Annotated in this window: 23 protein-coding genes, 2 tRNA genes and 1 other RNA gene; 12 read left to right on the top strand and 14 right to left on the bottom strand. The window is 69.3% G+C overall.

Features of this window, described 5'->3' with window-relative positions:
- The 5 genes from B0F77_RS14295 to B0F77_RS14275 form a co-directional block, all read right to left on the bottom strand.
- Positions 1–1,208, bottom strand: a 1,208-nt coding sequence (locus tag B0F77_RS14295; protein ID WP_143466721.1) for a DNA polymerase III subunit gamma and tau, incomplete at its 3' end; no start/stop codon positions are given.
- Between the two features lie 30 nt (positions 1,209–1,238).
- Positions 1,239–1,335, bottom strand: an RNA gene (ffs, locus tag B0F77_RS14290) — signal recognition particle sRNA small type.
- A gap of 17 nt (positions 1,336–1,352) precedes the next feature.
- Positions 1,353–1,925 (bottom strand): maleylpyruvate isomerase family mycothiol-dependent enzyme, encoded by a 573-nt coding sequence (locus B0F77_RS14285; RefSeq protein WP_086663370.1) that lies wholly within the window; start codon positions 1,923–1,925, stop codon positions 1,353–1,355.
- Positions 1,922–3,100: an RNA polymerase sigma factor gene (locus tag B0F77_RS14280; protein ID WP_086663369.1), complete on the bottom strand. Its 1,179-nt coding sequence runs from the start codon at positions 3,098–3,100 to the stop codon at positions 1,922–1,924. Before B0F77_RS14280 ends, B0F77_RS14285 begins: the two co-directional genes overlap by 4 nt.
- A 1-nt stretch (position 3,101) precedes the next feature.
- Positions 3,102–3,434: a YciI family protein gene (locus B0F77_RS14275; protein WP_086663368.1), complete on the bottom strand. Its 333-nt coding sequence runs from the start codon at positions 3,432–3,434 to the stop codon at positions 3,102–3,104.
- 130 nt (positions 3,435–3,564) lie between these two features.
- Between B0F77_RS14275 and B0F77_RS14270 the strand changes: the two genes are divergently transcribed.
- From B0F77_RS14270 to B0F77_RS14260, 3 genes are all read left to right on the top strand, one after another.
- Positions 3,565–3,649: transfer RNA gene (locus tag B0F77_RS14270), tRNA-Ser, on the top strand.
- Positions 3,650–3,714: 65 nt separating this feature from the next.
- Positions 3,715–4,356 (top strand): GOLPH3/VPS74 family protein, encoded by a 642-nt coding sequence (locus B0F77_RS14265; protein WP_158102689.1) that lies wholly within the window; start codon positions 3,715–3,717, stop codon positions 4,354–4,356.
- A gap of 7 nt (positions 4,357–4,363) precedes the next feature.
- Positions 4,364–4,987, top strand: a complete 624-nt coding sequence (locus B0F77_RS14260; protein WP_086663366.1) for a GOLPH3/VPS74 family protein — start codon at positions 4,364–4,366, stop codon at positions 4,985–4,987.
- A gap of 17 nt (positions 4,988–5,004) precedes the next feature.
- On the opposite strand, the gene B0F77_RS14255 is transcribed toward B0F77_RS14260, so the two are convergent.
- Complete coding sequence (locus B0F77_RS14255) at positions 5,005–7,431, bottom strand: endonuclease/exonuclease/phosphatase family protein (RefSeq protein ID WP_342746797.1); 2,427 nt, start codon at positions 7,429–7,431, stop codon at positions 5,005–5,007.
- Positions 7,432–7,630: 199 nt separating this feature from the next.
- Between B0F77_RS14255 and B0F77_RS14250 the strand changes: the two genes are divergently transcribed.
- Both B0F77_RS14250 and B0F77_RS14245 read left to right on the top strand, forming a co-directional pair.
- Positions 7,631–8,404, top strand: a complete 774-nt coding sequence (locus B0F77_RS14250; protein WP_158102688.1) for a maleylpyruvate isomerase family mycothiol-dependent enzyme — start codon at positions 7,631–7,633, stop codon at positions 8,402–8,404.
- Positions 8,405–8,406: 2 nt separating this feature from the next.
- A complete protein-coding gene (locus B0F77_RS14245; protein WP_086663364.1) occupies positions 8,407–9,180 on the top strand; it encodes a maleylpyruvate isomerase family mycothiol-dependent enzyme in 774 nt (257 codons plus the stop codon).
- Positions 9,181–9,214: 34 nt separating this feature from the next.
- Here the strand turns inward: B0F77_RS14245 and B0F77_RS14240 are convergent, their stop codons facing one another.
- From B0F77_RS14240 to B0F77_RS14215, 6 genes are all read right to left on the bottom strand, one after another.
- Complete coding sequence (locus B0F77_RS14240) at positions 9,215–10,192, bottom strand: ABC transporter permease subunit (protein ID WP_086663363.1); 978 nt, start codon at positions 10,190–10,192, stop codon at positions 9,215–9,217.
- Positions 10,189–11,094 carry an ABC transporter ATP-binding protein gene (locus B0F77_RS14235; protein WP_086663362.1) on the bottom strand — a complete coding sequence of 302 codons (906 nt, stop codon included), beginning with the start codon at positions 11,092–11,094 and terminating at the stop codon, positions 10,189–10,191. Before B0F77_RS14235 ends, B0F77_RS14240 begins: the two co-directional genes overlap by 4 nt.
- Positions 11,091–11,486, bottom strand: a complete 396-nt coding sequence (locus tag B0F77_RS14230; protein ID WP_086663361.1) for a GntR family transcriptional regulator — start codon at positions 11,484–11,486, stop codon at positions 11,091–11,093. Before B0F77_RS14230 ends, B0F77_RS14235 begins: the two co-directional genes overlap by 4 nt.
- Positions 11,487–11,624: 138 nt before the next feature.
- Positions 11,625–11,709, bottom strand: a tRNA-Ser gene (locus B0F77_RS14225).
- A 32-nt stretch (positions 11,710–11,741) separates the two neighbouring features.
- Positions 11,742–12,173, bottom strand: coding sequence for a nucleoside deaminase (locus B0F77_RS14220; RefSeq protein WP_086663373.1), 432 nt, complete (start codon positions 12,171–12,173; stop codon positions 11,742–11,744).
- A 17-nt stretch (positions 12,174–12,190) separates the two neighbouring features.
- The gene (locus B0F77_RS14215) at positions 12,191–12,679 is read right to left on the bottom strand and encodes a tRNA adenosine deaminase-associated protein (protein WP_207310944.1); all 489 of its coding nucleotides are present in this window, start codon (positions 12,677–12,679) and stop codon (positions 12,191–12,193) included.
- A gap of 60 nt (positions 12,680–12,739) precedes the next feature.
- On the opposite strand from B0F77_RS14215, the gene B0F77_RS14210 reads away from it, so the two are divergent.
- The 5 genes from B0F77_RS14210 to B0F77_RS14190 are packed head-to-tail and all read left to right on the top strand — an operon-like array spanning position 12,740 to position 19,422.
- Positions 12,740–13,945 (top strand): M20 metallopeptidase family protein, encoded by a 1,206-nt coding sequence (locus B0F77_RS14210; protein ID WP_086663359.1) that lies wholly within the window; start codon positions 12,740–12,742, stop codon positions 13,943–13,945.
- A gap of 33 nt (positions 13,946–13,978) precedes the next feature.
- Entirely contained in the window at positions 13,979–14,917 is a 939-nt protein-coding gene (locus tag B0F77_RS14205) for a prephenate dehydrogenase (protein ID WP_086663358.1), read from the top strand.
- Positions 14,918–14,926: 9 nt separating this feature from the next.
- The gene (locus B0F77_RS14200) at positions 14,927–16,486 is read left to right on the top strand and encodes a fibronectin type III domain-containing protein (RefSeq protein WP_086663357.1); all 1,560 of its coding nucleotides are present in this window, start codon (positions 14,927–14,929) and stop codon (positions 16,484–16,486) included.
- 10 nt (positions 16,487–16,496) lie between these two features.
- Positions 16,497–18,218 carry a hypothetical protein gene (locus B0F77_RS14195; protein WP_086663356.1) on the top strand — a complete coding sequence of 574 codons (1,722 nt, stop codon included), beginning with the start codon at positions 16,497–16,499 and terminating at the stop codon, positions 18,216–18,218.
- Positions 18,219–18,237: 19 nt separating this feature from the next.
- A complete protein-coding gene (locus tag B0F77_RS14190; RefSeq protein ID WP_086663355.1) occupies positions 18,238–19,422 on the top strand; it encodes a thiolase family protein in 1,185 nt (394 codons plus the stop codon).
- Between the two features lie 84 nt (positions 19,423–19,506).
- Here B0F77_RS14190 and B0F77_RS14185 read toward each other — a convergent pair whose 3' ends face one another.
- Positions 19,507–20,226 (bottom strand): helix-turn-helix domain-containing protein, encoded by a 720-nt coding sequence (locus B0F77_RS14185; RefSeq protein ID WP_086663354.1) that lies wholly within the window; start codon positions 20,224–20,226, stop codon positions 19,507–19,509.
- Between the two features lie 187 nt (positions 20,227–20,413).
- On the opposite strand from B0F77_RS14185, the gene B0F77_RS14180 reads away from it, so the two are divergent.
- Together B0F77_RS14180 and B0F77_RS14175 are read left to right on the top strand one after the other, a co-directional pair.
- The gene (locus B0F77_RS14180; RefSeq protein ID WP_086663353.1) at positions 20,414–21,019 is read left to right on the top strand and encodes a DUF4097 family beta strand repeat-containing protein; all 606 of its coding nucleotides are present in this window, start codon (positions 20,414–20,416) and stop codon (positions 21,017–21,019) included.
- A gap of 32 nt (positions 21,020–21,051) precedes the next feature.
- On the top strand, positions 21,052–23,160 hold the full coding sequence (locus tag B0F77_RS14175) for a S9 family peptidase (RefSeq protein ID WP_086663352.1): 2,109 nt from the start codon (positions 21,052–21,054) through the stop codon (positions 23,158–23,160).
- Between the two features lie 25 nt (positions 23,161–23,185).
- Here B0F77_RS14175 and B0F77_RS14170 read toward each other — a convergent pair whose 3' ends face one another.
- Positions 23,186–24,340 carry an outer membrane protein assembly factor BamB family protein gene (locus B0F77_RS14170; RefSeq protein ID WP_086663351.1) on the bottom strand — a complete coding sequence of 385 codons (1,155 nt, stop codon included), beginning with the start codon at positions 24,338–24,340 and terminating at the stop codon, positions 23,186–23,188.
- Positions 24,341–24,345: the final 5 nt, after the last annotated feature.

Genomic DNA, 24,345 nt, shown 5'->3' with positions numbered 1-24,345 from the left:
GTTGGGGCGGGGGCTCCGGCTGCGGCGGGGGCTCCGGCGGGCATTGCTGCTGGTGGGCGGCGCTCCAGTTGTTCCAGGCGCTGCAGCAGGGCGGCTTCCGACTGGCTCACCGAGGGCAGGAGCATGCGGGAACAGAGGAGTTCTAGCAGGAGGCGCGGGGCGGTGGCGCCGCGCATGTCCACTAGGCCCGTGTGGACGATTTCGGCATAGCGGGTCAGGGCTGCGGGGCCGATGCGTTCTGCTTGGGCGACCATGGTGGCCACCTCGTCGTCGGGGGCGCTGACCAGGTTGCGGTCGGCGGCGTCGGGGACTGCGCAGAGCAGGACCAGGTCGCGGAGGCGGTCCAGGAGGTCCGAGGCGAAGCGGCGGGGGTCGTGGCCGGCTTCCACCAGGCGGTCGATGGTGCCGAAGACTGCGGCGCCGTCGCCGGCGGAGAGGCCGTCGATCACGTCGTTGATCAGGGCGGCGTCGGTTACGCCCAGGAGCGTGATGGCCTGGGTGTACTTGACGCCGTCCGGGCCCGCGCCGGAGAGGAGCTGGTCCATGACCGACTGGGTGTCGCGGGCCGAGCCGCCGCCCGCGCGGATCACCAGGGGGAAGACGGCGGGTTCTACCGCCACGCCTTCTGCCTCGCAGTTGCGTTCCAGCAGGCCGCGCATCACGCCGGGCGGGATCAGGCGGAACGGGTAGTGGTGCGTGCGGGAGCGGATGGTCGGGAGGACCTTGTCCGGTTCCGTGGTGGCGAAGATGAAGATCAGGTGGTCCGGCGGCTCTTCCACGATCTTCAGCAGGGCGTTGAAGCCCTGCGTGGTGACCATGTGCGCCTCGTCGATGATGAAGACGCGGTACTTGGACTCGGCTGGGGCGTAGAAGGCCTTGTCGCGGAGTTCGCGGGCGTCTTCGACGCCGCCGTGGGAGGCCGCGTCGAGTTCCACGACGTCGACGCTGCCCGTGCCGTTCGGGGCCAGGCCGATGCAGCTGTTGCACTCGCCACACGGGTCGGGCGTCGGGCCCTGCACGCAGTTGAGCGAGCGGGCCAGGATGCGAGCCGACGACGTCTTGCCGCAGCCACGCGGGCCGCTGAACAGGTACGCGTGGTTCACCCGGCCTGCCGACAAGGCGACGCGCAGCGGGTCGGTCACGTGCTCCTGGCCGACGACCTCGGAGAACGTGGCCGGACGGTACTTGCGATACAGAGCGAGCGCCACGCCCGGAACAGTACCGGTGGACCCCGACAGAAAAAGGGGACCCCGTGCACCCACCAGAGCCCGCTTATCCTTGCTGCCTTCCGGCCCTGGGGAGGTTCGCGAGATGTGTGCCGCACGAGGTCCGACGCAAGTGTAGCGAAGACTCTAGATCGAACGTGTGTTCGAGTTGCCCACAGTGTTGTCCCCAGGTGTGGACAACTCGCGGCCCGTAGCGATCAACAGCAGGTCAGGGGCCGGAAGATCGGGAATTCCGGACTCCCGGAAACGCTTGCGAGCACCCCAGAACGGGCTCTTCATCACATGTTCGAAGGCGGCTTGGGCCGGTTCTAGCGGCATTTCGCGGACGCGGCCCAACGGCCGTGCGATGTCCTGGCCGTGCACGAGGAAGTCCACCAACGGGTCTATCGGGGCGGCCATCGGCGCACGTTTCGGGGAGCCGGCCGTCGCGCGAATCTGTGCGATCAACTCCGACCGGGTGAACTGTGCGGCGATCGCGCGTGCCTTCTGGTCCTCCATGCGGTTCCAGTCGAAGCCCGCCTTCACCGCACCGGTCAGCACGTCGCGCCAGCCCGTGCGGGTCGACGTGGTCAGGTGGGCCGCCATCTCCTGCATGGTCCAGCCGGTGCAGAGGGTCTCGCGCCGCCACTCGTCGTCGGTCAGGTCTTCGAGGAGGTCGGCGATGCCCATGCGCTCGGCCTCCAGCCACTTCATGATCATGATTGCCCCTCGATGGCGGTCAGCCTGCGGCGCAGGAAGTCCTGTTCGGATTCGGTGCCCGCGAGCGCGATCGCCTCGCGGTAGGCCTGGGCGGCTTCCGCGTGCCGGCCCAGGCGGTGCAGCAGGTCGGCGCGAGCCGCCCGGTACGGGTGGTAGTCGCGGAGCTTGGGTTCGTCGGCCAGCGCGTCGAGCAACGCGAGCCCCGCCGCGGCGCCGTCGCGCATGGCGATCGCGGCGGCCCTGTTCAGCGCGACCACCGGCGACGGCGCGAGTTTCTGCAGCACGCCGTAGAGAGCGACGATCTGCGGCCAGTCGGTGCTCGCGAAGTCCTCCGCCTGGTCGTGCAACGCGTTGATCGCGGCCTGCACCCCGTACGGGCCGTGTCCGCCGGTCAACGCTTCGTCGACGAGCGCGCTGCCCTCCTGGATCAGGTCGCGGTCCCAGAGCGAGCGGTCCTGGTCCTCCAGCAGCTCGGCGCGGGCGTCGCGGCGGGCGTGAATCAGCAGCATCAACGCCAGCAGGCCCGTGACCTCGCGTTCCGGCAGCAGGCGGTGCAGGATCCTGGCCAGCCGGATGGCCTCCTCCGCGAGATCGGCGCGCTGGGCCGCGTAGCCCTCGGTGAAGATCGAGTAGACGGCCTGCAGCACGCCGGGCAGGCGTTCCGGGAGCTCGTGCGGGTCCGGCACGCGGAACGGGATGCGCGCTTCCTTGATCTTCTTCTTCGCGCGCACGATCCGTTGCTGCATCGTCGTGACCGGCACCAGGTAGGCCCGCGCGACCTCCGGCGTCGTGAAGCCGGCGAGGCAGCGCAGGGTCAGCGCGCCACGATCCTCCTCGGGCAACGCCGGGTGCGCGCACGTGAAGAACAGCTCCAGCCGCTCGTCCGGCAGCGCGTCCGTCACCGGCGGATCGGCCCGGTCGACCTCCACCTGCAACAACGCCAGCCGCGCCGCGTAAACCTGATCACGGCGCAGACGGTCGACGGCCTTGCGGCGCGCGGTCGTGAGCAACCACGCGCCGGGCCGGTCCGGTACCCCGTCCACCGGCCAGTGCTTCAGCGCCGCCTCGATCGCGTCGGAGGTGACCTCCTCGGCCAGGTCGAGGTCGCCGAAGCGCTTGACCAGCGTCGCGAGCAGTCTGCCGCGTTCCTCCCGGAAGACCTGCTCGACGTCCATCTCAGAACTCGGCGATGGGCCTGACGACGACCGCGCCGCCGTCACGCGAACCGGGACACTTCGCCGCCCACTCCAGCGCCGCGTCGAGGTCCGGCACGTCGATGATGTCGTAGCCCCCCAGCACCTCGCGGGTCTCGGCGAACGGACCGTCGGTGACCGAGCGCCTGCCGTCCTGTCCGACCTGGACGGTGGTCGCGGTGACGAGGTCGGCCAGTGCGTGACCGGAGACCAGGACACCCGCCTCCTTCATCTCCTTCTCGTAGGCGATCCAGTCCTCGACGGTGCAGCTCGCCTGCTGGTCAGAGGCCGCGTAGATCAACAGCATGTACTTCACGATTGCCCTCCTCGGTCGGTCTTACGGGATCACGACGAGCGGGCTGCCGCCAGATCGACACGGGCTCCGGGCTTTTTCCGGCGACCCCCCGTTTTGGGTCGTCGGACACCCGTCCGGTAAGGTTCTCCACGGAGGATTCGCATAGCGGCCTAGTGCGCACGACTGGAAATCGTGTTGGGTTCACCCCCTCACGGGTTCAAATCCCGTATCCTCCGCTCTCTTGATCAGAAGGGCGCCGAACGTTCAACGTTCGGCGCCCTTCTGGCGTTAACGTTGCATGATGCTGCCCGAAGACTTGATGCTGCTGTTCATCAACGAGCAGAACGGCAAGTTGCGCAGTGACTCGACGTCGGTCGAGAACGCGCTCGCCGGTGCCGTGCTCATCGAGCTGGTCAACTCGGGCCGCGTCGCGTTCGAACCGAACGGCAAGAAGCTCCAGGTGGTCGACCCGACGCCGTTGAAGGATCCGTTGCTGCAGGAGTCGGTGGCGCGGATCGACCGGCCGATGAAGCCGCAGAAAGCGGTGGAGCGCCTGCGGAAGAGGGTGCGCGACAACGTGATCGCGCAGCTGAAAGACCACGCGGTGGTGCGGGTGGAACCGCGGAAGGTGCTCGGGATCTTCCCGGCGAAGAGTTATGTGATCACGAACGAGAAACTGGCCGGTGAAGTGCGGAAGGCGGTCGGCGAGGTCGCGCTCGGCTACCAGGGTGCGGATGCGCGGACGGGGGCTTTGGTCACACTGCTGTACGCGGTGAAGTCCGTGCACAAGGTGGTCGAGGGCGACAAGCGCGACCTGAACAAGCGGGCCAAGGAGATCGCCGCCGGCAACTGGGCGGGCGACGCGGTGCGCCGGGCGGTCGAGGCGATCCAGGCAGGTGTGACAGCGGCGGCGGCAGCTGCGGCCGCCGCTTCCTCAGGCTGACGCTCCGATGCTGCCCGAGGAGGCGTTGCTGCTGTTCGTCGACGAGCGGACCGGCCACACGCTGGCGAATGCCGCCGCGGTCGAGAACGCGCTCTCCGGGGCGATGCTGATCGAGCTGGTGCACTCGGGGCGGCTCGCGTACGACCCGACCGGCAGGCAGCTCTGGATACCTGACCCGACGCCGTTGCCGCACCCGTTCCCGCAGGAGTCACTGACCCGGCTCAGGGCTCCGCTGTCGGCGCGGCGAGCCGTGCAAAGGATCCGGAAGTACGTGCGCGACAACGTGATGACGGGCCTGGAGGCACGTGGCGTGCTGGCGTTGCGCGGCCAGGTGTTCGGTGGCTTCGTGATCCGCGATCAGGCGGTGGTGAGCGAGGTGCGCACGGCTGTCGGCAGCGTGTTGTTCGGTCACCGGCCTCCGGACGCGCGCAGCGGGGCGTTGATCTCACTGCTGCACGCGGTCAAGGCCGTGCACAAGGTGTTCGACGGGGAACGGCATGAGTTGACCGCTCGCGCCAGGCAGATCACCGAGGGGCATTCCCCCGCAGTGGTGGCGATTCACGCGGCCGTGGCGGCGGAGATGGTGGTCGCGACAGTGGCCGCTACCGCAGAAGGCAAGCTCCTGAGGTAGCGGCCACTGAGCCGTTCTTACTTCTTCAGGCAGTCGAGGATGTCCTCGAGCGCGAACACGATCTTGTCGATGTTCGCGTCACCCGTGGACGGGCGGGCGCGGACGATCTGCGGGTCGTGGTCGCTCGCCTGGTCGGCGAACTCGGCGTTGATGTGCACCACGTCGTAGCTGAAGCGGGTGATGTTCTTGCTCATCACGAGGTGGTCGAGCGTCTGTGAGTTGCCCTCGAAGACGTAGCTGTACCGCTCGTTCACCGGCAGCGTCTCGATGAGCGCCTTGAGGTTGCCGTCGCCGGTCAACGTCTTGAGCGCGGGCGAGAACTGGTAGTCGTTCAGGTCGCCGGCGAGGACGACGTTGGCGCCCTTGTCGATGGCCCGGATCTGCTCGGTGAACGCCTTCAGCGCCGCGGCCTGCTTGGCGCGCTGCACCTCGGACGAGCGGTTCGGCGGCTGGGTGCGGCCGTGGATGGCGTCGTCGCCGCCCTTGGAGTTGAAGTGGTTCGCGACCACGAAGACCGTGCGGCCGCGGAACTTGAACTCACCGGCGAGCGGCTTGCGGCTGTCCGCCCACGCGTCGTTCAGCGGGTCGATGCGGCCCGGTGACACGGAAAGCGCGGCGCGGCCGTTCTTCTTGACGACCTCGACCGGGGTCTTGAAGTCGCCGCCGGGACGGTCCACGAAGGACACGCGCTGCGGGTTGAAGAAGAAGCCGACGCGGATGTTGCCGCCGGGCTGACCGCCGTCCTTGCCGTTCTCCGGGTCGATCTGCCGCCACTGGTAGCGCGGGCCACCCTTGGCGACGATCGCGTCGGCGAACTTCTGCAACGTCTGGTCCGCGGCCACCGTGCCGTCGTTGACCGTGCCGTTGTTGTCCTGGATCTCTTCCAGCACAACGACATCCGGGCTGCGCAGGCTGGTCACCACACCGTCCGCGAGCCGGTCGAACTTGGCCTGCGCGTCGGACGGGTCGAGGTTCTCGACGTTGTAGGTCGCGACCGACAGCTCGCTCTCCTTCTGCTGCGCGGTGATCTCGCGCTGCAGGTTGGACGAGACGTGCTGGCCGAGCTTCAGCGCGGCCAGGGTGTAGCCGCCGAAGTCCGTGTACTCGATGGCACCCACGGTCGCGCCGGCGTAGACGTCGCCGACGTTCGACGCGGGCAGCGGCGTGGCCTTGATCTTCAGCCGGCCGTTGTTCGGCTGGTCGTAGCCGGTGTAGATGCTGCCGCCGCGGGCGGTGGGGTTCTGGTTCGGGTTGATCGTGACCCAGACCTCGCCGAACTCGGTGCTCGGGCCGACCACGCGGACGTCGTCGACCTGGACGAGCGTTCCTTCGAGCGACTCGAAGAGATCGAGGGCGTAGGTCTGCGGCTCCAGCGGCAGCTGCTCGATGTCGCCACCCGGCGCGGGCAGGTAGCCCTGCGGCAGGTTCTTGACCAGCACCGGCGCCGGAACCGGGTTGCCCTTGGACAACGTGATCGTGGTGGCCTGGGTGATCTCGGTCAGGGTCTGCTTCGAACCGCCGCCCGGCCGGTACTCCGCGATCGTGCCGCTGACCAGCACGTTGTCGCCGACGGCCACGGTCGGCGCGGTGCCGGCCGTGTAGACGAAGACACCCTCGCTGGTGCGCGGGTCGCTGTCCTGGCCCGTGACGTCCTGGATCCAGAAGCCGCGGTCACCCGTGGCGCGCGTGCCGGTGACGACGCCGGGGACGTTGCTGACCTTCTGGCCGAGCAACGGCGAGGTGCGCGTGACGCCCTGGATGTCGTGGATGCGCTTGTCGCCGGGCACGGGGTCCGGGTCGGGATCCGGGTTGCCGCCGCCCGGAGTCTCGCCCTTGGAGTTGGTCGGGTTCGGGTCGCCGACCTTGAAGTCGGTGGCGTTGTCGTCGGTGTCACCGAGCTCGATGTTGCGGAACGCCGAGGTGGTGTTGCTCAGGGCGTTGGTCGCGGTGCCTTCGCGCACGACCGCGGTGCCGTAGCCGACGAGGTCCTTGATCCGCGTGTCGGCGGCGCAGTCCGCGGCCGTCTTGCAGGTGAGCGCCGCGGTGCCGTTGACCAGGGCGATGGTGCCGCCGGTGCCGCTCATCGCGATCGTGCCGATGGCGTCCGGGGTCGGCAGCTCGACGGTGCCGCCGGTGCCCTTGGCCTCGGCGACGAGGAACGTCTTGCCTGGCGCAATCGAACCGGTCAGCGGAGTGACGCTCCACTGCGTGCTCGCGCCGGGCGTGGCCGAGATGTACTGGACGCTGTAGCCGTCCAGGCTGATCGCGCTCGTGCTCTTGTTGGCGAGCTCGACGAAGTCCTGCTTGAGCGTGGCGCCGGAGTTGCCGCCGCCTCCGTAGACCTCGGAGATCAGGGCGTCGGTGCTGGGTGCGGCAACTGCGGGGACGGCGGCGAACACGATCGCCGCCACCGCTGTCCCGACGCCGGGCAGGGTGGGTCTCAAAACTTCCTCCAGGGGATGCGGCGGACCGACGCATCTTTCCTCGATCGAGTGGTGTTTGGAAGGCGTTGTTACTAACGGTTAACCGGTTGGCCCATCAATGATCACTCGAACAAGTGTTCGATCATGGTGTATGCTCGTTTTCGGGACGTCGGCCGGTGGTCCCCTCCCAGGCACCGGCCGACGTCCCTACGTTTGGGGCATGGGGAAATTGAGCTACGAGCGCCACTGCGCCGAGATCATCCACCAGGCCGAGCTGCTGGTCTCCGCGCTGGACGGCGCTGACCTGGGCATTCAGGTGCCATCGTGCCCGGACTGGACCGTGAACCAACTGCTGCGCCACGTCGGCTTCGCGTACCGCTGGGCCGACGAGATGATCCGGGAGAAGCGGCCGGAGATCGACTTCACCCGCAACGCGGCGCTCGACGTGTCGGCCTACGCGGGTGAGACGGCCGCCGAGCTCGGTCCCTGGATCGAGGAGAGCGCGAGGTCGCTGGCGTCCGCACTCCAGGCCGTCGACCCGGACGAGATGATCGCCACGCTGGCCAGCCACCCCGGCCCGCGCCTGTGGTCGCGCCGGATGGCACAGGAGTGCGTCATCCACCGCTGGGATGCCGTCAACGCGCTGGGTGTGCCGTTCGAGATCGACGCCGACATGGCCGCCGACAACCTAACGGAGTGGGCGCTCTTCGCGCTGCCGTTCGCGTTCCTGCGCTGGCCCGCCGAAACCGCCGCGCTGGTGGGGCCCGGCCACACGATCCACCTGCACGCGACGGACTTCGACTGCGAGCTCGTGCTCGACCTCACCGGTCCGCGGCCGGCCGTGCGCGAGGGACACGAGAAGGCGGCGGTGGCGGTGCGCGGGCCGGTGACGGAGCTGATGCTCGCCGTCTACCGGCGGCGGCCGGTGGAGGGCCTCGAGGTGTTCGGTGATCGCGAACTGCTCGACCGGCTCCTCACGAGCGTACGTTTTTGACCATGGGGATGCTGACTTACGAGCAGCGGCTCGACACGGGCGTTGCGCAGACATCGTTGCTGGTCTCCGGTGTTGCCGACGCCGACCTGAGCGTGCCGGTGCCCGCGACACCGGACTGGACGTTGAACCAGCTGCTGCGTCACCTCGGCTACGCGCACCGGTGGATCGAGCAGCTGGTCCGGGAGAAGATCCCGCACGCCGACCGTTCGCTGAGCAAGGCGCATTCGGTGGACTCGTACGCGGGCGAGACCGCCGCCGTGCTGGGCCCGTGGTTGACCGAGGGGGCGGAACTGCTGGCGTCGGCGATGCGTGGCGTGTCGCCGGACGAGCCGATCGCGGTGCTGTTCCCCGGCGAACCGGGGCCGCGGTTCTGGTCACGGCGGATGGCGCACGAGACGTGGGTGCACCGCCACGACGCGTTCGAGGCGCTGGGACTGCCGTTCGAAGTCGATCCGGTGGTCGCCGCGGACGGGTTGTGGGAGTGGATGAACGTGGGACTGCGGATCGTCCACCTGCGGCGACCGGAGTTCGGTGAGGTACTGGGAGAGGGCGGCACCCTGGTCTTCGAGGCGACCGACGCCGAGGCCCGGTGGCTGGTGGACCTGACCGGGACCGCGCCGGTGGCTCGTCAGGACGGCGGCTCGGGTGCTGTGACGGTGCGGGGGCCGGCCGCGGATCTGGTGCTGGCGCTGTACCGGCGACGCGGGCTGGAGGGGCTCGACGTGACCGGCGACGCGGTGTTGTTGAAGAGGTTCCTCGGCGCGACGAGGTTCTGAGCAAGGGCCCCGGACCGCTCCGGGGCCCATCGCTTCAGAAGAGGCGGCGTTTGATCCGCCACACCACGAAGGCGAGCAGTGCCGCCGCCAGGCCGACGAAGATGGCGGTCTCCGCGAGCTGGAACGTCCAGAACCGGCCGGCCGGCTGGTACTCGACCCACTGCTGCACGCCCCGCTCGTGGAGGTACGCGCTGAACTTCACGCCCTCCTTCTCCGCGGCGGAGTACATCGCGAAGGTGTCGTAGAGCGAGAGCGGACGGCCGGACGAGTCCAGGTACCCCGTGTCGATGGTCCAGTCGGTGGGGGTGCCGGTCGACATCCGTGGATTGCCGGGGTCGGCGGGATCACCGGCGCCCACGACTTCCACGAGGCGTTGCGGTTCCTGGTAGTTCGGCCGCAGCCAGCCCCCCACGAAGACGCGGACCGCGAGGAAGGCGCCGAGCGCGACCGCGAGTGCGGGCAGGCTGCGCCGCAACACCGCGCCCGCTGCCGTGGCGACGGCGAACGCGAACAACGCGTAGCCCGCGGGAGCGAGCCCTTCCACGTCGAACGCGTCCGCGTTGAACCGGCCGTCGAGCACGTCGATCGGCTGCCGGTACCACGTGATCACGGCGGAGAAGACGCCGGCGAGCAACGCGGTCACCAGCGCCAGAGCGCCCAGTTTCACCGCCAGCCAGCGCATCCTGGGCACGGACTGGGTCCAGGCGAACTGCCAGGTGCCGGCCTCCATCTCGCGGGCCACCAGCGGTGCGCCGAAGAACGCGCCGATCAGGAACGGCACCAGGCTGAACAGGTTCAGCATCTTGGAGGCGTAGCCGTGTTCCTCGTTCAACCGCCTGATCGCGGTCGAGCACGCCTCGGTGAGGTCGATGCCCACGCACTGGCCCGCACCGTTGGGGAACAACGAGTGCATCTGCAGTCCGACGGCGAGCAGGAAGGCGGCGATCACCGCGACCAGCAGGCCGAGCGTGTACATCTCGGAACGGTGCTGCCGCCAGGTCAGCCAGGTCATGCCGACACCTCCGCCCGGATCGTGGGCTCGACGTCGTGCTGCGCGGGCCGGCGCAGGTAGGCCAGCACCAGGTCCTCGAGACCGACCGGGCTCGCCTGCCAGCCGGGTGCCGCCGACAGTCCGCCATCGCGTACGAGCAACGTCGTGTGCCTCTCGCTGTGCGTGGCCTCCACGACCGTGCCCGCCCTGCCGACATCACCGGTCGTGCGCGGACCGACGAGCATCCGGTGCTCCCCCACCAACGAGTCGATGTCGCCCGCGAGCGTGACCCTGCTGTGGTTGAGCACGATCAGGTGGTCGCAGACCCGTTCGAGCTCGGGCACGACGTGCGAGGAGAACAGCACGGTCATGCCGTCGGCGGCGACCGCACCCATCAGAGCCTGCAGGAACTCCAGGCGGGCGACCGGATCGAGACTGGCCATGGGCTCGTCCAGGACGAGCAGGTCCGGCCGCTTGGCCAGGGCCAACGCCAGCGCTACCTGAGCCTGCTGACCGCCGGAGAGCGCACCGGCCTTGCGATCGAGCGGGATCTCCAACTGCGCCAGCCGCCGTTCGGCCAGGCCCTGGTCGAAGCGCAGGTTGCAGGAGCGGCCGAGGCGGAGCAGTTCCGCGACGGTGAAGTGCTTGTAGAGCGGGTGGTCCTGAGCGAGGAACCCGATGCGGGACAACACCTGCGGGGTGTTGGTGGCGGGTGACTCGCCGAGCACCTCGACCGTGCCGGTGGTGGGCGCGAGCAGCCCCACCGCCAGGCGCAGGAACGTGCTCTTGCCCGCGCCGTTGGGTCCCACGAGCGCGGTGACCCGGCCGGCCGGGACGGCCAGCGTGCAGTCGCGCAGTGCCCACACCTTGCGGTAGCGCTTACCCAGGCCGTCGGTCTGGAGCGCGTACTCGGTTGCTGTCATGCGATGTTCTCATTCTTCGCTTGGGTGACGGCCGCGCTGAAGAGCGCGTTGATCGCCTGCTCGTCGAGGCCGGCGGCACGTGCCCGGCCCAACCACGCCTCCAGGCCGCGCTGCAACGAGGTGTAGGTCGCGGGCGAGATCGTGGCGGCCTGGGTCTCGTTGACGAAGGTGCCCTGCCCCGGACGTCCGGTGACCAGGCCTTCCTGTTCCAGCTGGCGATAGGCCTTGGCGACCGTGTTCGGGTTGATGGCCACGGACTCGGCCACTTCGCGGATCAACGGCAGCCGATCGCCGTGCCGCAGGAAGCCGAGCAACACGCCCTGACGCACCTGCTGGACGAGCTGCAGGTAGGGCGGCACACCGGAGCGACTGTCGATCCGGAAGACGAACATGAGGTCCCCTTTACTGCTTTACTAGGCAGCTAGTAAAGCAGTAAAGATCAGCTCGCGACAAGGGCGTGGGCCCACAAGGGCGTGAACACTGTCCGGGCATGCAAAAAGGACCCCGGAGAGATCCGGGGTCCTTCTGAGCGGTGGCGGTGGGATTTGAACCCACGGAGGCTTGCACCTCACACGCTTTCGAGGCGTGCTCCTTCGGCCGCTCGGACACGCCACCGATAAGAACAATACACAGCCGGATCCAGTGGGTTAACGCTGGGTCCGGAAGAAACGTTCGAGCAGGTCAGCGCACTCCGACTCGAGCACACCGCCCTGCACCTCCGGCCGATGGTTGAGCCTGCGGTCGCGCACGACGTCCCAAAGCGACCCCACCGCGCCGGTTTTGGGCTCCCAGGCGCCGAAGACGAGACGCGAAACACGGGCGAGCACCAACGCGCCGGCGCACATCGTGCACGGTTCGAGCGTCACGGCGAGGGTGCAGCCGTCGAGCCGCCAGCCGTCGCCGAACTTCGCGGTGGCCGCCCGCAGCGCCAGGATCTCGGCGTGTGCGGTCGGGTCGCCCAGCGCCTCGCGTGCGTTGCAGGCCTCGGCGAGAACCGAACCGTCCGGTGCGTAGACCACGGCGCCGATCGGGACGTCCGCGCCCGAGCGCGAAGCCGCGCGCAGAGCGGTTCGGATCATGTCTTCCGGAGTGGGGATCACGCCTGGATCGTGTCGAGCAGCTTCGTGAACTCGTCGATGAACCCGATGCGCTGGGCGATCATCTGGAGCTGCTCGTCCGGGTAGAGGTCTTCCTCGTCGACGATGATCTGGAGCTCGTGCGAGGGCATGCCGAGGTCGGACAGCACGCCGAGGTCGCCCTCTGGCCAGATCTCGGTGTCCTCCTCGTCCGGCGGTTCGACCCGCAGGAGGTCCAGGACGTCGGCGGCGATGTCGTAGTCGAGGGCTGCGGCCGCGTCGGAGAGCAGGAGGGCCACACCGCCTGGGACCGGGCGCAGGATGATGAAGAACTCGTCGTCGACGGCCAGTAGGCCGAACACGGCGCCGGTCGACCGTAGTTGGCGCAGCTGTGTGATCGCCGCGTCCAGCTCCGACAGCGCGGAGCTGTCCATCCTGCTGCACCGCCAGCGGCCGTCCTCTCGGACGACCGCGACCGCGAAGCCGTTGACCGGCTCCTGCTGTGTCATGTGCACACCGTAGGGCCCAGACGACCTTCCCGGTAGCTGAGGTGGTGGCACCATCGATAGATGAGCACAACAACGTCGGACCCACGTCTCGCCGGATTGCTCGAGGGGGCGCGTTCGCTGCAGCCCCGCACGGTGGCGTTGCGCAGGCAGATCCACCGCCACCCCGAACAGGGGCTTCAGAACCCCAGGACGCAGGCGGCGATCCTGCACGCGTTGGAGGGGCTGCCGCTCAAGGTCACGAAAGGCGAGTCGACGACCTCGGTCGTGGCGGTGCTCGAAGGCGAACGGCCAGGGCCGACCGTGCTCCTGCGCGGCGACATGGACGGGCTGCCGTTGCAGGAGGAGACAGGGCTGCCTTACGCGTCCGAAGTGGACGGCAACATGCACGCCTGTGGGCACGACACGCACGTTGCGATGCTCGCGTCGTCCGCACGGTTGCTGGCGGACCGGCGTGACGCCCTGAGGGGCAACGTGCTGTTCATGTTCCAGCCGGGCGAGGAGGGCTATCACGGCGCCCGGTACATGATCGAGGAAGGCCTGCTCGACAACGGCGTGGAAAAGGCGTTCGCGCTGCACATCACGTCCACGACGAAGTCCGGCGTGGTGACCACGCGGCCCGGCCCGATCATGGCCAGCGCGGACACGTTCCACATCCACGTGAAGGGCCGCGGCGGACACGGCGCGATGCCGCACAACGCCCTGGACCCGGTCCCTGCCGCCGCGGCGATGGTCGGCGCGATCCAGACGATGCTCGGACGGCGGATCAGCGTGCACCAGCCGGCCGTGGTGACGGTCGCGCAGATCAAGGCCGGCACGACGACGAACATCATCCCCGAGGTCGCCACGCTCGACGGGACGATCAGGACGCTGTCCGAGGTCACGCGCAGGCTGGTGCACAAGGAGCTCAAGCAGGTCGTGAAGCACACGGCCGCCGCCTACGGGTGCCACGCCGAGGTCAGCATCGTGCCGGGCTACCCGGTGACGGTGAACGACGACGAGGTCGGGACGCACGTGGTGGACCTCGCGGCGAAGGCGATGGGGCCGTCCTGGAGCGAGCCGATGCAGGACCCGCTGATGGGCGCCGAGGACTTCTCCTACGTGCTGCAGAAGGTGCCGGGCGCGTTGGCGTTCCTCGGGGCGTGCCCGCGCGGGATCGACCTGGAGGAGGCCGCGCCGAACCACTCGAACCGGGTGCTGTTCGACGAAGCCGCGATGGAGCACGGGGTGGCGACGTACGCGGCGTTCGCGCTGGACGCCCTCCGGTAGTTCCGAGCACGTGTCGCACGGAATGATGGGCTCGTGCGAGACGTGTGCGTGATCGGACTGGGACTGATCGGCGGCTCCGTGCTGCGGGCCGCCAAGGCTGCCGGGCGCACGGTGTGGGGTGCGACCGCGAGCAAAGAGGACGCGGACCGGGCACGCGCTGAGGGCTTCGACATCACGACGGTGGACGAGGCCCTCAGCCGCGACCCCGAGGCGCTCGTCGTCCTCGCGGTGCCCCTGCCCGCGCTCCCGGACCTGCTGCGCAAGGTGCCCGCGGGCACCCGCCTCACCGACGTGACCAGTGTCAAGGGCCCGGTCCACGACGCCGTGCACCGGTACGCGCCGCACGCGCGGTTCGTCGGCGGGCATCCGATGGCCGGCACGAGCAGGAGCGGGTGGGACGCGGGCAGCGCCACCCTCTTCGACAAAGCCGCCTGGGTCGTCACGCCCGAGGAGGCGGACGACCACCTCAACGACGTGATGCAGCTGGCGCTCGATCTGAAGGCGCACGTCGTGCCGACCACGCCCGAGGAGCACGACGAGGCCGTGGCGCGGATCAGCCACCTGCCGCACATCATGGCGGCGATCCTGGCCGCGGTCGGGGCCGATGGCGGGCCGCTGGCGATGGCGCTCGCGGCGGGCAGTTTCGGGGACGGCACGCGGGTCGCGGGCAGCAGGCCCGAGCTCGTCCGGGCGATGTGCGAGGGCAACCGGGACGCGCTGCTGATGGCAGTGGACGACGCGCTCGGCCGGCTCGGTGCGGCGCGCGGGTCGCTGGCGTCGACGGGTGGGCTCGCCAAGACCATCGAGGCGGGGCACGAAGGCAGGAACGCGCTGGTCAACCAGCCGCAGAGGACCAAGATAACGATCGACCTGACCAAGCCGGGAGCGCTCGCCGCGCTGCGAAATCTTGGATCACGTGGCGGACGTGTGGTTGGTCTGAACGGCAGCACCGCCGAAGCGGAAACGTCGTAGGGTCTCCGGGTGGATCGACGGACGCTCGCCGGTGGGCTCGGTGGACTCGCGCTCGTCATCGCCGCCGTGGTGGCGCTCCGAACCGGCGACGCACCCGACACGTTGAAGCGCGAAATCGACAAGAACGTCGAGGTCGTGGCGCAGCAGGACCCGATGAAGCCGGCCAATCCGCGGGCCCAGGCGCTGGACGTGGACGCGCTGCAGATCGCGTGGAACGGCTCGGCGTCGGCGTACGAGGTGCGTTGGAACGGCAACGAGCAGCTCGTGCCCGGACCCGAGGTGGAACTCGCCGGGCTGAATCCCGAACAGCAGACCGAGGTCGAGATCCGCGCGGTCAGCGCTACCGGGAAGCGGTCCGAGCCGCTCACGATCGCCGCGACGCCCAAGGAGCTCTACAACGACGCGTGGGACGACCAGTTCGTCGGCCTGCCGGACAGGTTCGACGGCCCCGAGTCGCTGGATCCGCGCAGGTGGCGGATCGAGGCGGAACCGGAGTGCCTCGGGCTGCGGCCGTTCGGTCAGAGCAAGCGTGTCGACGTCGACTGCTCGATGGCGGCGTTCCAGTCGAACACGCCCATCAGGTTCGGCGTCCCGGCTGGTGACGGCGCGATCGGGCGGGCGATCATCAGCGTCGCGGGCGCCGTCGAGTCGAGTCACGTGCGGCTGACGATGCTGCCGGACCCGTGGCAGTACCTGAAGGAGACCGACGCCCAGCCGCGCGGCGCGGTCAGCCTCGACATCACGACGCAGGGCACGCGGGTCATCGCCGACCCGGACCTGCCCCGGACCGACAAGGAGGTCGCGCTGGGCGACTCGCCGATGACCGGGCTCGTCGCGGGTGTGCGGCACCGGTGGGAGATGCGGGTGCTGCCGGACGCGGTGATCGCGCTCCGCGACGGCGTCGTGGTCGCCTACGAGGCCGTGGCGATCAAGACACAACTGGTGCACCCGCGGATCCGCATCGACGGCGGCGGGTTCCTCGACTCGTTCGGCGTCGGCGGCGTGCCGGAACGGGTCGTGCCCACCGAGGTCGTCCCGCTGCTGCCGGACACCGAGGTGCCGCGCGACGCGGTCGCGGCGAAGATCGTCACGCCGGAGGCCGGCAACCAGGTCAGGGTCGTCGACGTACCGGTCAGCGAGAAGAGGATCGCGGTCGCGGCCCCGGCTCAGCTCGTGGTCATCCGCAAGCCAGAAAGCCGCCCCGGTGCCCTGCCGAGACTCGCGGACCGGCCCGGCGGCATCAAGACGGGCGCGCCACGGCTGCACGTCATGCACGAGGACGGCACCAGGCCCCCGCAGCCGTTGCCCCGCAAGGGACGCGTCCTCATCACGGCCGAGATCAACGCCATCGGGCACCGCGGCATCGAGCTCGAACTCGACGGCAAACGGATCGTCGCGCTGCCCACGAACGAGCAGGGCTCTGGAGTCCCCGGCAGGCATGAGTTCTGGCTCGACACCAAAGCCCTGACGCCGGGGTCGAGCGCTCGGCTCAAGCTCAGCGTCCTTCCGGCGGACCATGGCGAACCCGTTATCTCCGAAACCGTGTTCGAGCTGGGTAAAACGCCTTAGCGTGACCGCTATGAAGCGGGTCGCCTTCGCTGTCGCAGGCCTCGCGCTGGTGGTCGGCGTGATCTTGCTGCGCGACACCGGCGGGAGCGACTCCGGCCTGCCCACCGCTCCCCCGCCGCCGACGAAGCTCAAGCCGTTCGTCGCGGACCAGGTGCTGGTGCCGGGTCCCCAGGACCGCCCGAGCACCCCCACCAACGTCGTCGCGCGCGGCGGGCACCACAAGATCCAGCTCAACTGGACCGGCAACGCCCCCGCCTACGAGGTGCGGTGGGGCCCGCGGACCAAGCTCGTCACCAGGCCAGGCACCCAGCTCAACGGCCTGGCGAACGACCAGGAGCAGCAGATCGAGATCCGGGCGGTCGACTCGTACGGCCAACGCTCCCAGCCCGCCACGACCAAGGCGACCCCGCGCGCCGACAACGCCCCGTACACGTTCGTCGACCGCTTCGACAGCCCCGACGAGCCCGACCTGCAGCGCTGGCGCCTCACCAAACGCACCGACTGCGCCCGCGCGACCTCTGGCGACGAGGACGACCACGACCGGCTCGTGATCAGCAGCAGCTGCGGCACCCGTGCCGTCACGTTGAGGTCCCGCACGCCGTTCGTCCGCGGCGACGACGACAGCCGGGTCGTGATCGAGACGGACGCCCCCGGTACCGGCGGCAAACTGCTGCTCGACCTCGTGCCGGGACCGGTCAGCGTCCAGGGCGACCCGGTGCTGCCGGGCGCGATCCGCGCCTCGGTCTCCACCGACGTGGCCGGCAACTCGATCGTCGAGCTCGTCCCGAACGGCACGAGCAAGGCCGTCCCTCCCGCGGTGCCGGGCGTGACCGTGCGCTGGGAGCTGGTGCTCACGAAGAACGGCACGCAGCTCGTCCGCGACGGTGACGTCGTCGCCACTTCGCCGTTCGTGCCGCAGTGGCGTGAGGCGACGGCCCTGTTCGGCGTCGCGGCTCTGGCCGGCGACCGGATCCGCGCGGGCATCGACCTGATCGGTTACCGGACCGCCAAGGCCGACGCACCACCCGCCGTACCCACGCCGCAGGTCCGCGTGGACGGCCCCGCCAGCACCAGCACCCACCCGATTCAGGACGTCACGTCCGGTCAGCTGCGCATCGCGTTGATCCCGTCGCGAGAGAGTGCTCCGGTCACGGCCGTGCGGATCAACGGCATCGAAGTGCCCCTGCGGCCGGCCGTCGAGGGCACGCCGTGGAAGCCCGGCGCGGAGTACCCGGCCGTCGCCGACCTGCCCAAAGAGGCCTTCACCGACAACGTCAACGTCCAGCTGGTGACCACCGAACGCATCCAGGTCACCCACACCGACGTCGAGCTGACCGGCCCCAAGGTCGTGGCGCAACGCCAGTCCGGCACCCCGCTGATCGAGGCCAAGCCGACGCTCGCCGACCCCGTCCCCGAGGTGCTGGACGCCAGCGGACAGCCGATCGAGAACGGCGCCGCCTTCAACCGCGGCCGGGTGGTCCTGGAGATCCGCATCAACGCCCTGGACGCGTCCGTGGCTGGCCTCGCCGGGTTCGAGATCCGGCTCGACGGCACGCACGTCGCGACCGTCCCGACCACCGCCGACGGACCGGCCGCCGCGGGCCGGTGGCGGATTTCACTCAACACGGGTTCGATGGCCGCCGGCGCGCACGCCATCGAGGTGAAGGCCTTCAGCACCGATTCAGAGGTACACCCCGAAACGGGCTACGTCCCGTTCCTGCTGAAGCCGTAACTGGCGCAAAATGGGCGTTATGGTCCGCGCACTGATCATCGACGCCGCCCGCACGCCGTTCGGCAGGTACCGGGGAGGACTGTCCGGCATCCGGGTGGACGACCTCGCCGCGCTGCCCATCGTCGACCTGCTGCGCCGCTATCCCGGCCTCGATCTGGCCCGCATCGACGACGTGCTGCTCGGCGACGCGAACGGCGCCGGCGAGGACAACCGCAACGTCGCCCGCATGGCCGCGTTGCTGGCGGGCCTGCCGGTCTCGGTGCCGGGCGTGACGTTGAACCGGCTGTGCGCGTCCGGCGGCGAGTCGATCATCCAGGGCGCGCGGGCGTTGGCTGCCGGGGATGCCGATCTGATCGTCGCCGGTGGTGTGGAAGGGATGTCGCGGGCGCCGTTCGTGACGGCCAGGCCCGACAAGGCCTTCCCGGACCGCATGGAGACCGTGTCGACGGCCCTGGGCTGGCGGCTGGTGAACCCGCGCATGCCGAAGCACTACACCGTGCCGTTGGGGCTGGCGGCGGAGAACGTCGCACGCGAACTGGGCATCACACGGTCCGAGATGGACACTTTCGCGTTGCGCTCACACCGCCGAGCTGCTGCTGCGTGGGATGCGGGCGTGCACGAGGGTTTTGCGTTCCCCGTGCAGCTTCCGGACGGTACTGCGATCCGGCGCGACGAGAACGTGCGCGCGGACACGAGCATCGAGAAGCTCGGGAAGTTGAAGCCGGCGTTCTCGGAGAACGGGTCGGTGACGGCGGGCAACGCGTCGCCGCTCAACGACGGCGCGCTCGCCGCTCTCCTTGGTACCGAAGCGATCGCGGCCGAACTGGGCGTCGAACCGCTGGGCGAGGTGCTGGGCTCCGCGACGACCGGCGAGGAACCGCACCGGTTCACCATCGCGCCGGTGTCGGCGATCCGGAAGTTGTTGAAGCGCCTGCATCTTGAAGCCGCCCAGGTCGACCTGTGGGAGATCAACGAGGCGTTCGCCGCCATGGCGTTGTCGGTGCTGCACCACCTGCCGGAGATCGACCGCGAGAAGGTCAACGTGCACGGCGGCGCGATCGCCTACGGCCACCCGCTCGGTGCGTCGATGCCGCGCGTGATCATCGACGTCGCACGGCACCTGCGCGCTCGTGGTGGTGGCGTTGGCATCGCGGCCGCGTGCGTCGGCGTCGGCCAGGGAGTGGCGGTCGCGGTTCGCGCCTGAACACCTGTCCGGAACCCCGCGAGCTGGCCATGAACGGCGCTTTTGTGGACCTGAGGTCCACGAAAGCGCCGTTCATGGCCAGCTCTAGCCGGGGTCCTTGGGGTGCAGGATGTCGCGGGCCTGCTCGGCGGCCCGGACGATGCTTTCGGACACGAAGTCGAGGAACCGCGAGATGTTCTCCAGCCGGGTGGCGGCCGGAGTGCCGGAACCGAGGACGCCGACACCCTGCCGGGCCGCCTCGGCGAGCTTCGACGTACCGGCGGCGCTGGCGATCATCGACTGGTACCAGATGTCGCCCTCGTCGACGACGTAGCGCTCGCGGCGGCGTACGTCGCGCACACGGCCGATCAAGCCCTGGCCTTCGAGGTACGACATCGCCTTGGAGACGGACGCGGGACTGACCTGCAGGTGGTTGACGAGTTCTGACGCGCTGAGGCTGCCGGAGTCGGTCGCGTAGAGGCTGGCGAGAGCCCTCGCCGTCATCTTGGGCAGGCCCTGGGCCATGAAGATCGCGGAGAACGCCTCCTCGAACTCCCGCACCGCCTCCGGGTCGCGGCCGTCGGCCCGTTCGACCGGTTGACGGCCTCGCGGCGCGGCCTGCTTGCGCCGTTGCGCACGGCGTTCGGTGGCGAGGTGGGCGAGATCGGCCTTGTAACCGGCCGGGCCACCGTTGCGCATCACCTCGCGCGTGACCGTCGAGGTGGGTCGGTCGAGCGCGCGGGCGATCTCCGCGTAGGCGAGGCCGTCGGCCAGCCCGATGGCGATCTGCCGGCGCTCCTGCTGGGTGAGTCGGCCTCCTGGCATGCCGGGAGCATAGCTTTCACCTTCATCCCATTGCAACGTCCGTTGCATTAGATCTTGTCTCCATTGCAACACTTTACGTGCATCTACCTGCAATTACTCAGCTTCAACGCAACAAGATTGTTGTCGTGATCCGTGAACGCAACGTAGCTTTTCGCTCATCAGAAACAACGAGCTACAGGAGCCGGACATGCAGAACTTCGCCACCCCCGCCCCCATCACCACCGTCCTCGACGTCCCCGCGGGCCTCATCCAGTTCATCGCCACCGACCGCGCCGACACCGCCGTCGAGGTCCGCCCCTCGGACGCCTCGAAGAGCCGCGACACGAAGGCCGCCGAGCAGACCGAGGTCGCGTTCATCGACGGTGTCCTGCGGATCAGCACCAAGGTGAAGAACCAGATCCTCGGCGCCTCCGGGTCCGTCGAGATCACCGTCCAGCTGCCCGCAGGCTCCCGCGTCGAGGCGAAGGCCGCCGCCGCCGAGTTCCGCGGCGTCGGGCGGCTCGGGGACATCGCCTTCGAGGCCGCGCAGAGCGACATCAAGATCGACGAGGCCGCGCACGTCCGGGTGAGCACGCAAGCCGGTGACGTCACCGTCGGCCGCCTCAACGGTTCCGCCGAGATCAGCACGCAGAAGGGCGACATCACGGTCGGCGTCGCCGCCGGTCTCTCCGCCTCGATGGACGCCGGCACCTCCTACGGCCGTGTGCACAACTCGCTCAAGAACGACGGCACGACCGACCTGCACATCCAGGCCACCACCGCGTACGGCGACATCACCGCCCGCAGCCTCTGACGACTTTCCGAAGAACTGGGGAGAAGACCACCATGAGCACCACCGACAACTACCAGGCCGCCGAACAACTCCTCCGCCGCTCCGCCAGCCCTGGCGAGCTCGTCGTCGGGGACAAGGTCCGTCCACAGTGGATCGACGGCGGTGCCCGCTTCTGGTACCAGGTCCGCGACGGCGCCGACCGTCAGTTCATCCTGGTCGACCCTGCCGAGGGCACCCGCACGCCGGGCATCGACCCCACTCCGTTCCTGCCGGCGCCCGGCAACCCGCTGGAGGTGTCGTCGCCCGACGGCAAGGTCGCGGTGTCCCGCCGCGGCCACGACCTCTGGGCCCGGTCCGGCGACCGCGAGTGGGCGCTGACCACCGACGGTGTGGAGGACCACGGCTACGGCTACGGCCCGGACGCCATGAGCTACCGCACGCTGATGCGGAAGTTCGGCCTGCCGCACATGCCGCCCGCGCTGTCGTGGTCGCCCGACTCCACCAAGGTGCTCGCCCACCGCACCGACCAGCGCGACGTCCGGCAGACCCACCTGCTGGAGTCCCGTCCCGCCGACGGCAGCGCTCCCCGAGTGCACACCCAGCGCTACGCCTACCCAGGCGACGAGGCCATGCCGCTCGCCGAACTCGTCGTGTTCGACGTGGCCGAGGGAACCGCGGTCTTCGCGCAGACCGAGCCGCTGCTCATGCCGGAGTTCTCGCCGATCATGGCCGGCTGGGCGTGGTGGGCCGACGACAGCTCGGCGGTCTACTTCCTCAGCCGCCCCCGCGACCAGCACACCCTCACCCTGAACCGGATGGACGCCCGCACCGGCGAGGTGCGGGTCGTCGTGAGCGAGACCGGCTCCAACCGCGTGGGCCCCAACCAGTTCATGTACGGCCTGCCGATCGTCCGCGTGCTGGAGAACGAGGTCCTGTGGTTCTCTCAGCGCGACGGCTGGGGCCACCTCTACCGCTACGACCTGCACACCGGCGAACTCCTCAACCAGGTCACGTCCGGCCAGTGGCTGGTCCGCGAGATCCTGCACGTCTCCGACGGCGTCGTGCACTTCATGGCTTCTGGCCTGGTCACCGAAGACCCGTACCGCCGCACGGTCTGCCGCGTTGGCTTGGACGGCAACGGGTTCGAGCTCGTCACCGACGACGCCCTGGACCACGTCGTCACGGTGGCGCCGAACGGTCGGTACTTCGTCGACTCGGCGTCCACTGTGGACACACCGCCGGTGACCGTGGTCCGCGACTGGTCCGGCAACGTGCTGGTCCCGTTGGAACAGGCCGACATCACCAGGCTCGTCGCCACCGGCTGGACCGCGCCGGAACGCTTCTGCGTCAAGGCGGCCGACGGCGAGACCGACATCTACGGCGTGCTCTACAAGCCGCGCGGGTTCGACCCGTCGCAGAGTTTTGCCGTGGTGGACAGCATCTATCCGGGACCGCAGGTCACCAGGGTCGACCCGTGCTTCGACCCCGGCGGCATGGGCATGGACGCGGAACCGTTGGCAGCAGTCGGTTTCGTGGTCGTCGCCCTCGACGGACGCGGAACCCCTGGCCGCAGCAAGGCCTTCCTGGACTTCTCGTACGGCAACCTCGCCGACGCGGGCAGCCTCGAAGACCACGTCGCGGCGCTGCAACAACTGGCCGCGTCACGGCCGTGGATGGACCTCGACCGCGTGGGCATCATGGGCCACTCCGGCGGTGGGTTCGCCGCAGGACGGGCGATGCTCGCCTTCCCCGAGACCTTCCACGCCGGTGTGGCGATGTCCGGCTCGCACGACGCCCGGCACATCGGGCTCGGCTGGGCGGAGTCGTGCGACGGCGCGAACAACCCGGAGGCGTGGCTGCGCGCCTCGAACGTCGAGATCGCGGACCAACTGCTGGGCAAGCTGTTGCTGGTCCACGGCGAGTTGGACGACACGGTCCACGTCGACCACGCGCTGGCGCTGGCGGACGCGTTGATCGCCGCCGGCAAGGACTTCGAGATGCTGATCGTGCCGGGCGCCGAGCACCTGTTCATCGACCGGATCGCCTACGTGCGGACGCGCTGCTGGGACTTCCTGGTGCGCTCGCTGATGGGTGTGGAACCGCCGGCCTACCGCCCGGCGCCGATCGTGATCGACCCCGAGGTGCTGGGCGAGATGGTCTGAGTCACGACCTGACCACGCACGACTGTCAGCCGATCGACGTCAGGACACCGTTGCGAGAGCCGACGACCAGGGCGCCGTCGGCGGAGAGGGCGGGGTAGGAATCGACGGGACCGCCGACGTTCACGTCGAACAACACCCCGCCCTCCGGGGTGAGGCCGTAGACGTGGCCGACCTGGTTGGCGTAGTACAGCCGGTAGTTGCGGTCGACGATGGTGGAGCTCCAGATCTGCTCTCCGTTGAGGTGGTACGACCTGACTATCCGGCCGGTCCGGACGTCGAAGGCGGAGACGGTGCCGCCGTGGTCGCCTATGTAGGCGAGACCGGTGGCGGTGACGGCCGGGGACGAGTAGGTGATGAAGCGCGGGACGTTCCACGCCGGGGAGCCGTCAGGGCGGTAGGCCCATTCACGGGAACCGTTGGTACCCAGCAGAACCGTGCCGTCAGGGGCCAGACCGGCGGAGACCTCGGTGATGTCGTCGCCGGGGTCGCGCTGCCATGCAACGGTGCCGTCGGTGTCGACGGCGGTGACACCGGAGTTCGCGGTGGTGTAGATCCGAGTGCCGTCGGTGACGACCGATCCGTAGGACACCCGGCCCACGTCGACTGTCCACAGCAGACTTCGGGTCCGGGAGTCGATGGCACTGACGTGGCCGGAGGTGTCGCCGACGTAGATGCGACTGCCATCGACGGAGGCAGGCGAGGTCGGGATTCCAGGTAGCTCGACGGACCAGAGCCGCCTGCCCGACGAGGACAGGACGAGCAGGAGCGGACCTGGGGTCGGCCACACGATGTCCCCGCTGGGCAACACCAGTGGCGACACGGAGAGATCACCGCCGCCGGTGTCCTTCGAGTCATAGGTCCAGCGGTCCTGGCCGGAGGCAGGATCGATGGCGTGCAGGACGCCGGCGGTGGACGACGCGTAGATGGTGCCGTCGGCGCCGATGACGGGGCCGGGGGTGACAGCGCCTTCGAGGTTTCGCCGCCATCGAACGGTTCCGCGAACAGGACCATCCGATGTGGACGATCCGCTGTGCCGGGCGTCGTGCAGCGCGGCCGGCCACGGAGCCCACGTGGGGGCACCCGGCGGCTGCGCGGGCAGTGCGGGCGCCACTGGTGCGGTCACCGCCGGTGCGACACATCCGCTGACGAGCAGGACCACGGCCAGCACCAACTTCCGCATGCTCC

Origin of the sequence: Lentzea kentuckyensis, assembly GCF_002150765.1 — a bacterium.
Lineage (GTDB): Bacteria > Actinomycetota > Actinomycetes > Mycobacteriales > Pseudonocardiaceae > Lentzea > Lentzea kentuckyensis.
This window is presented reverse-complemented; position numbering and strand designations above follow the sequence as displayed.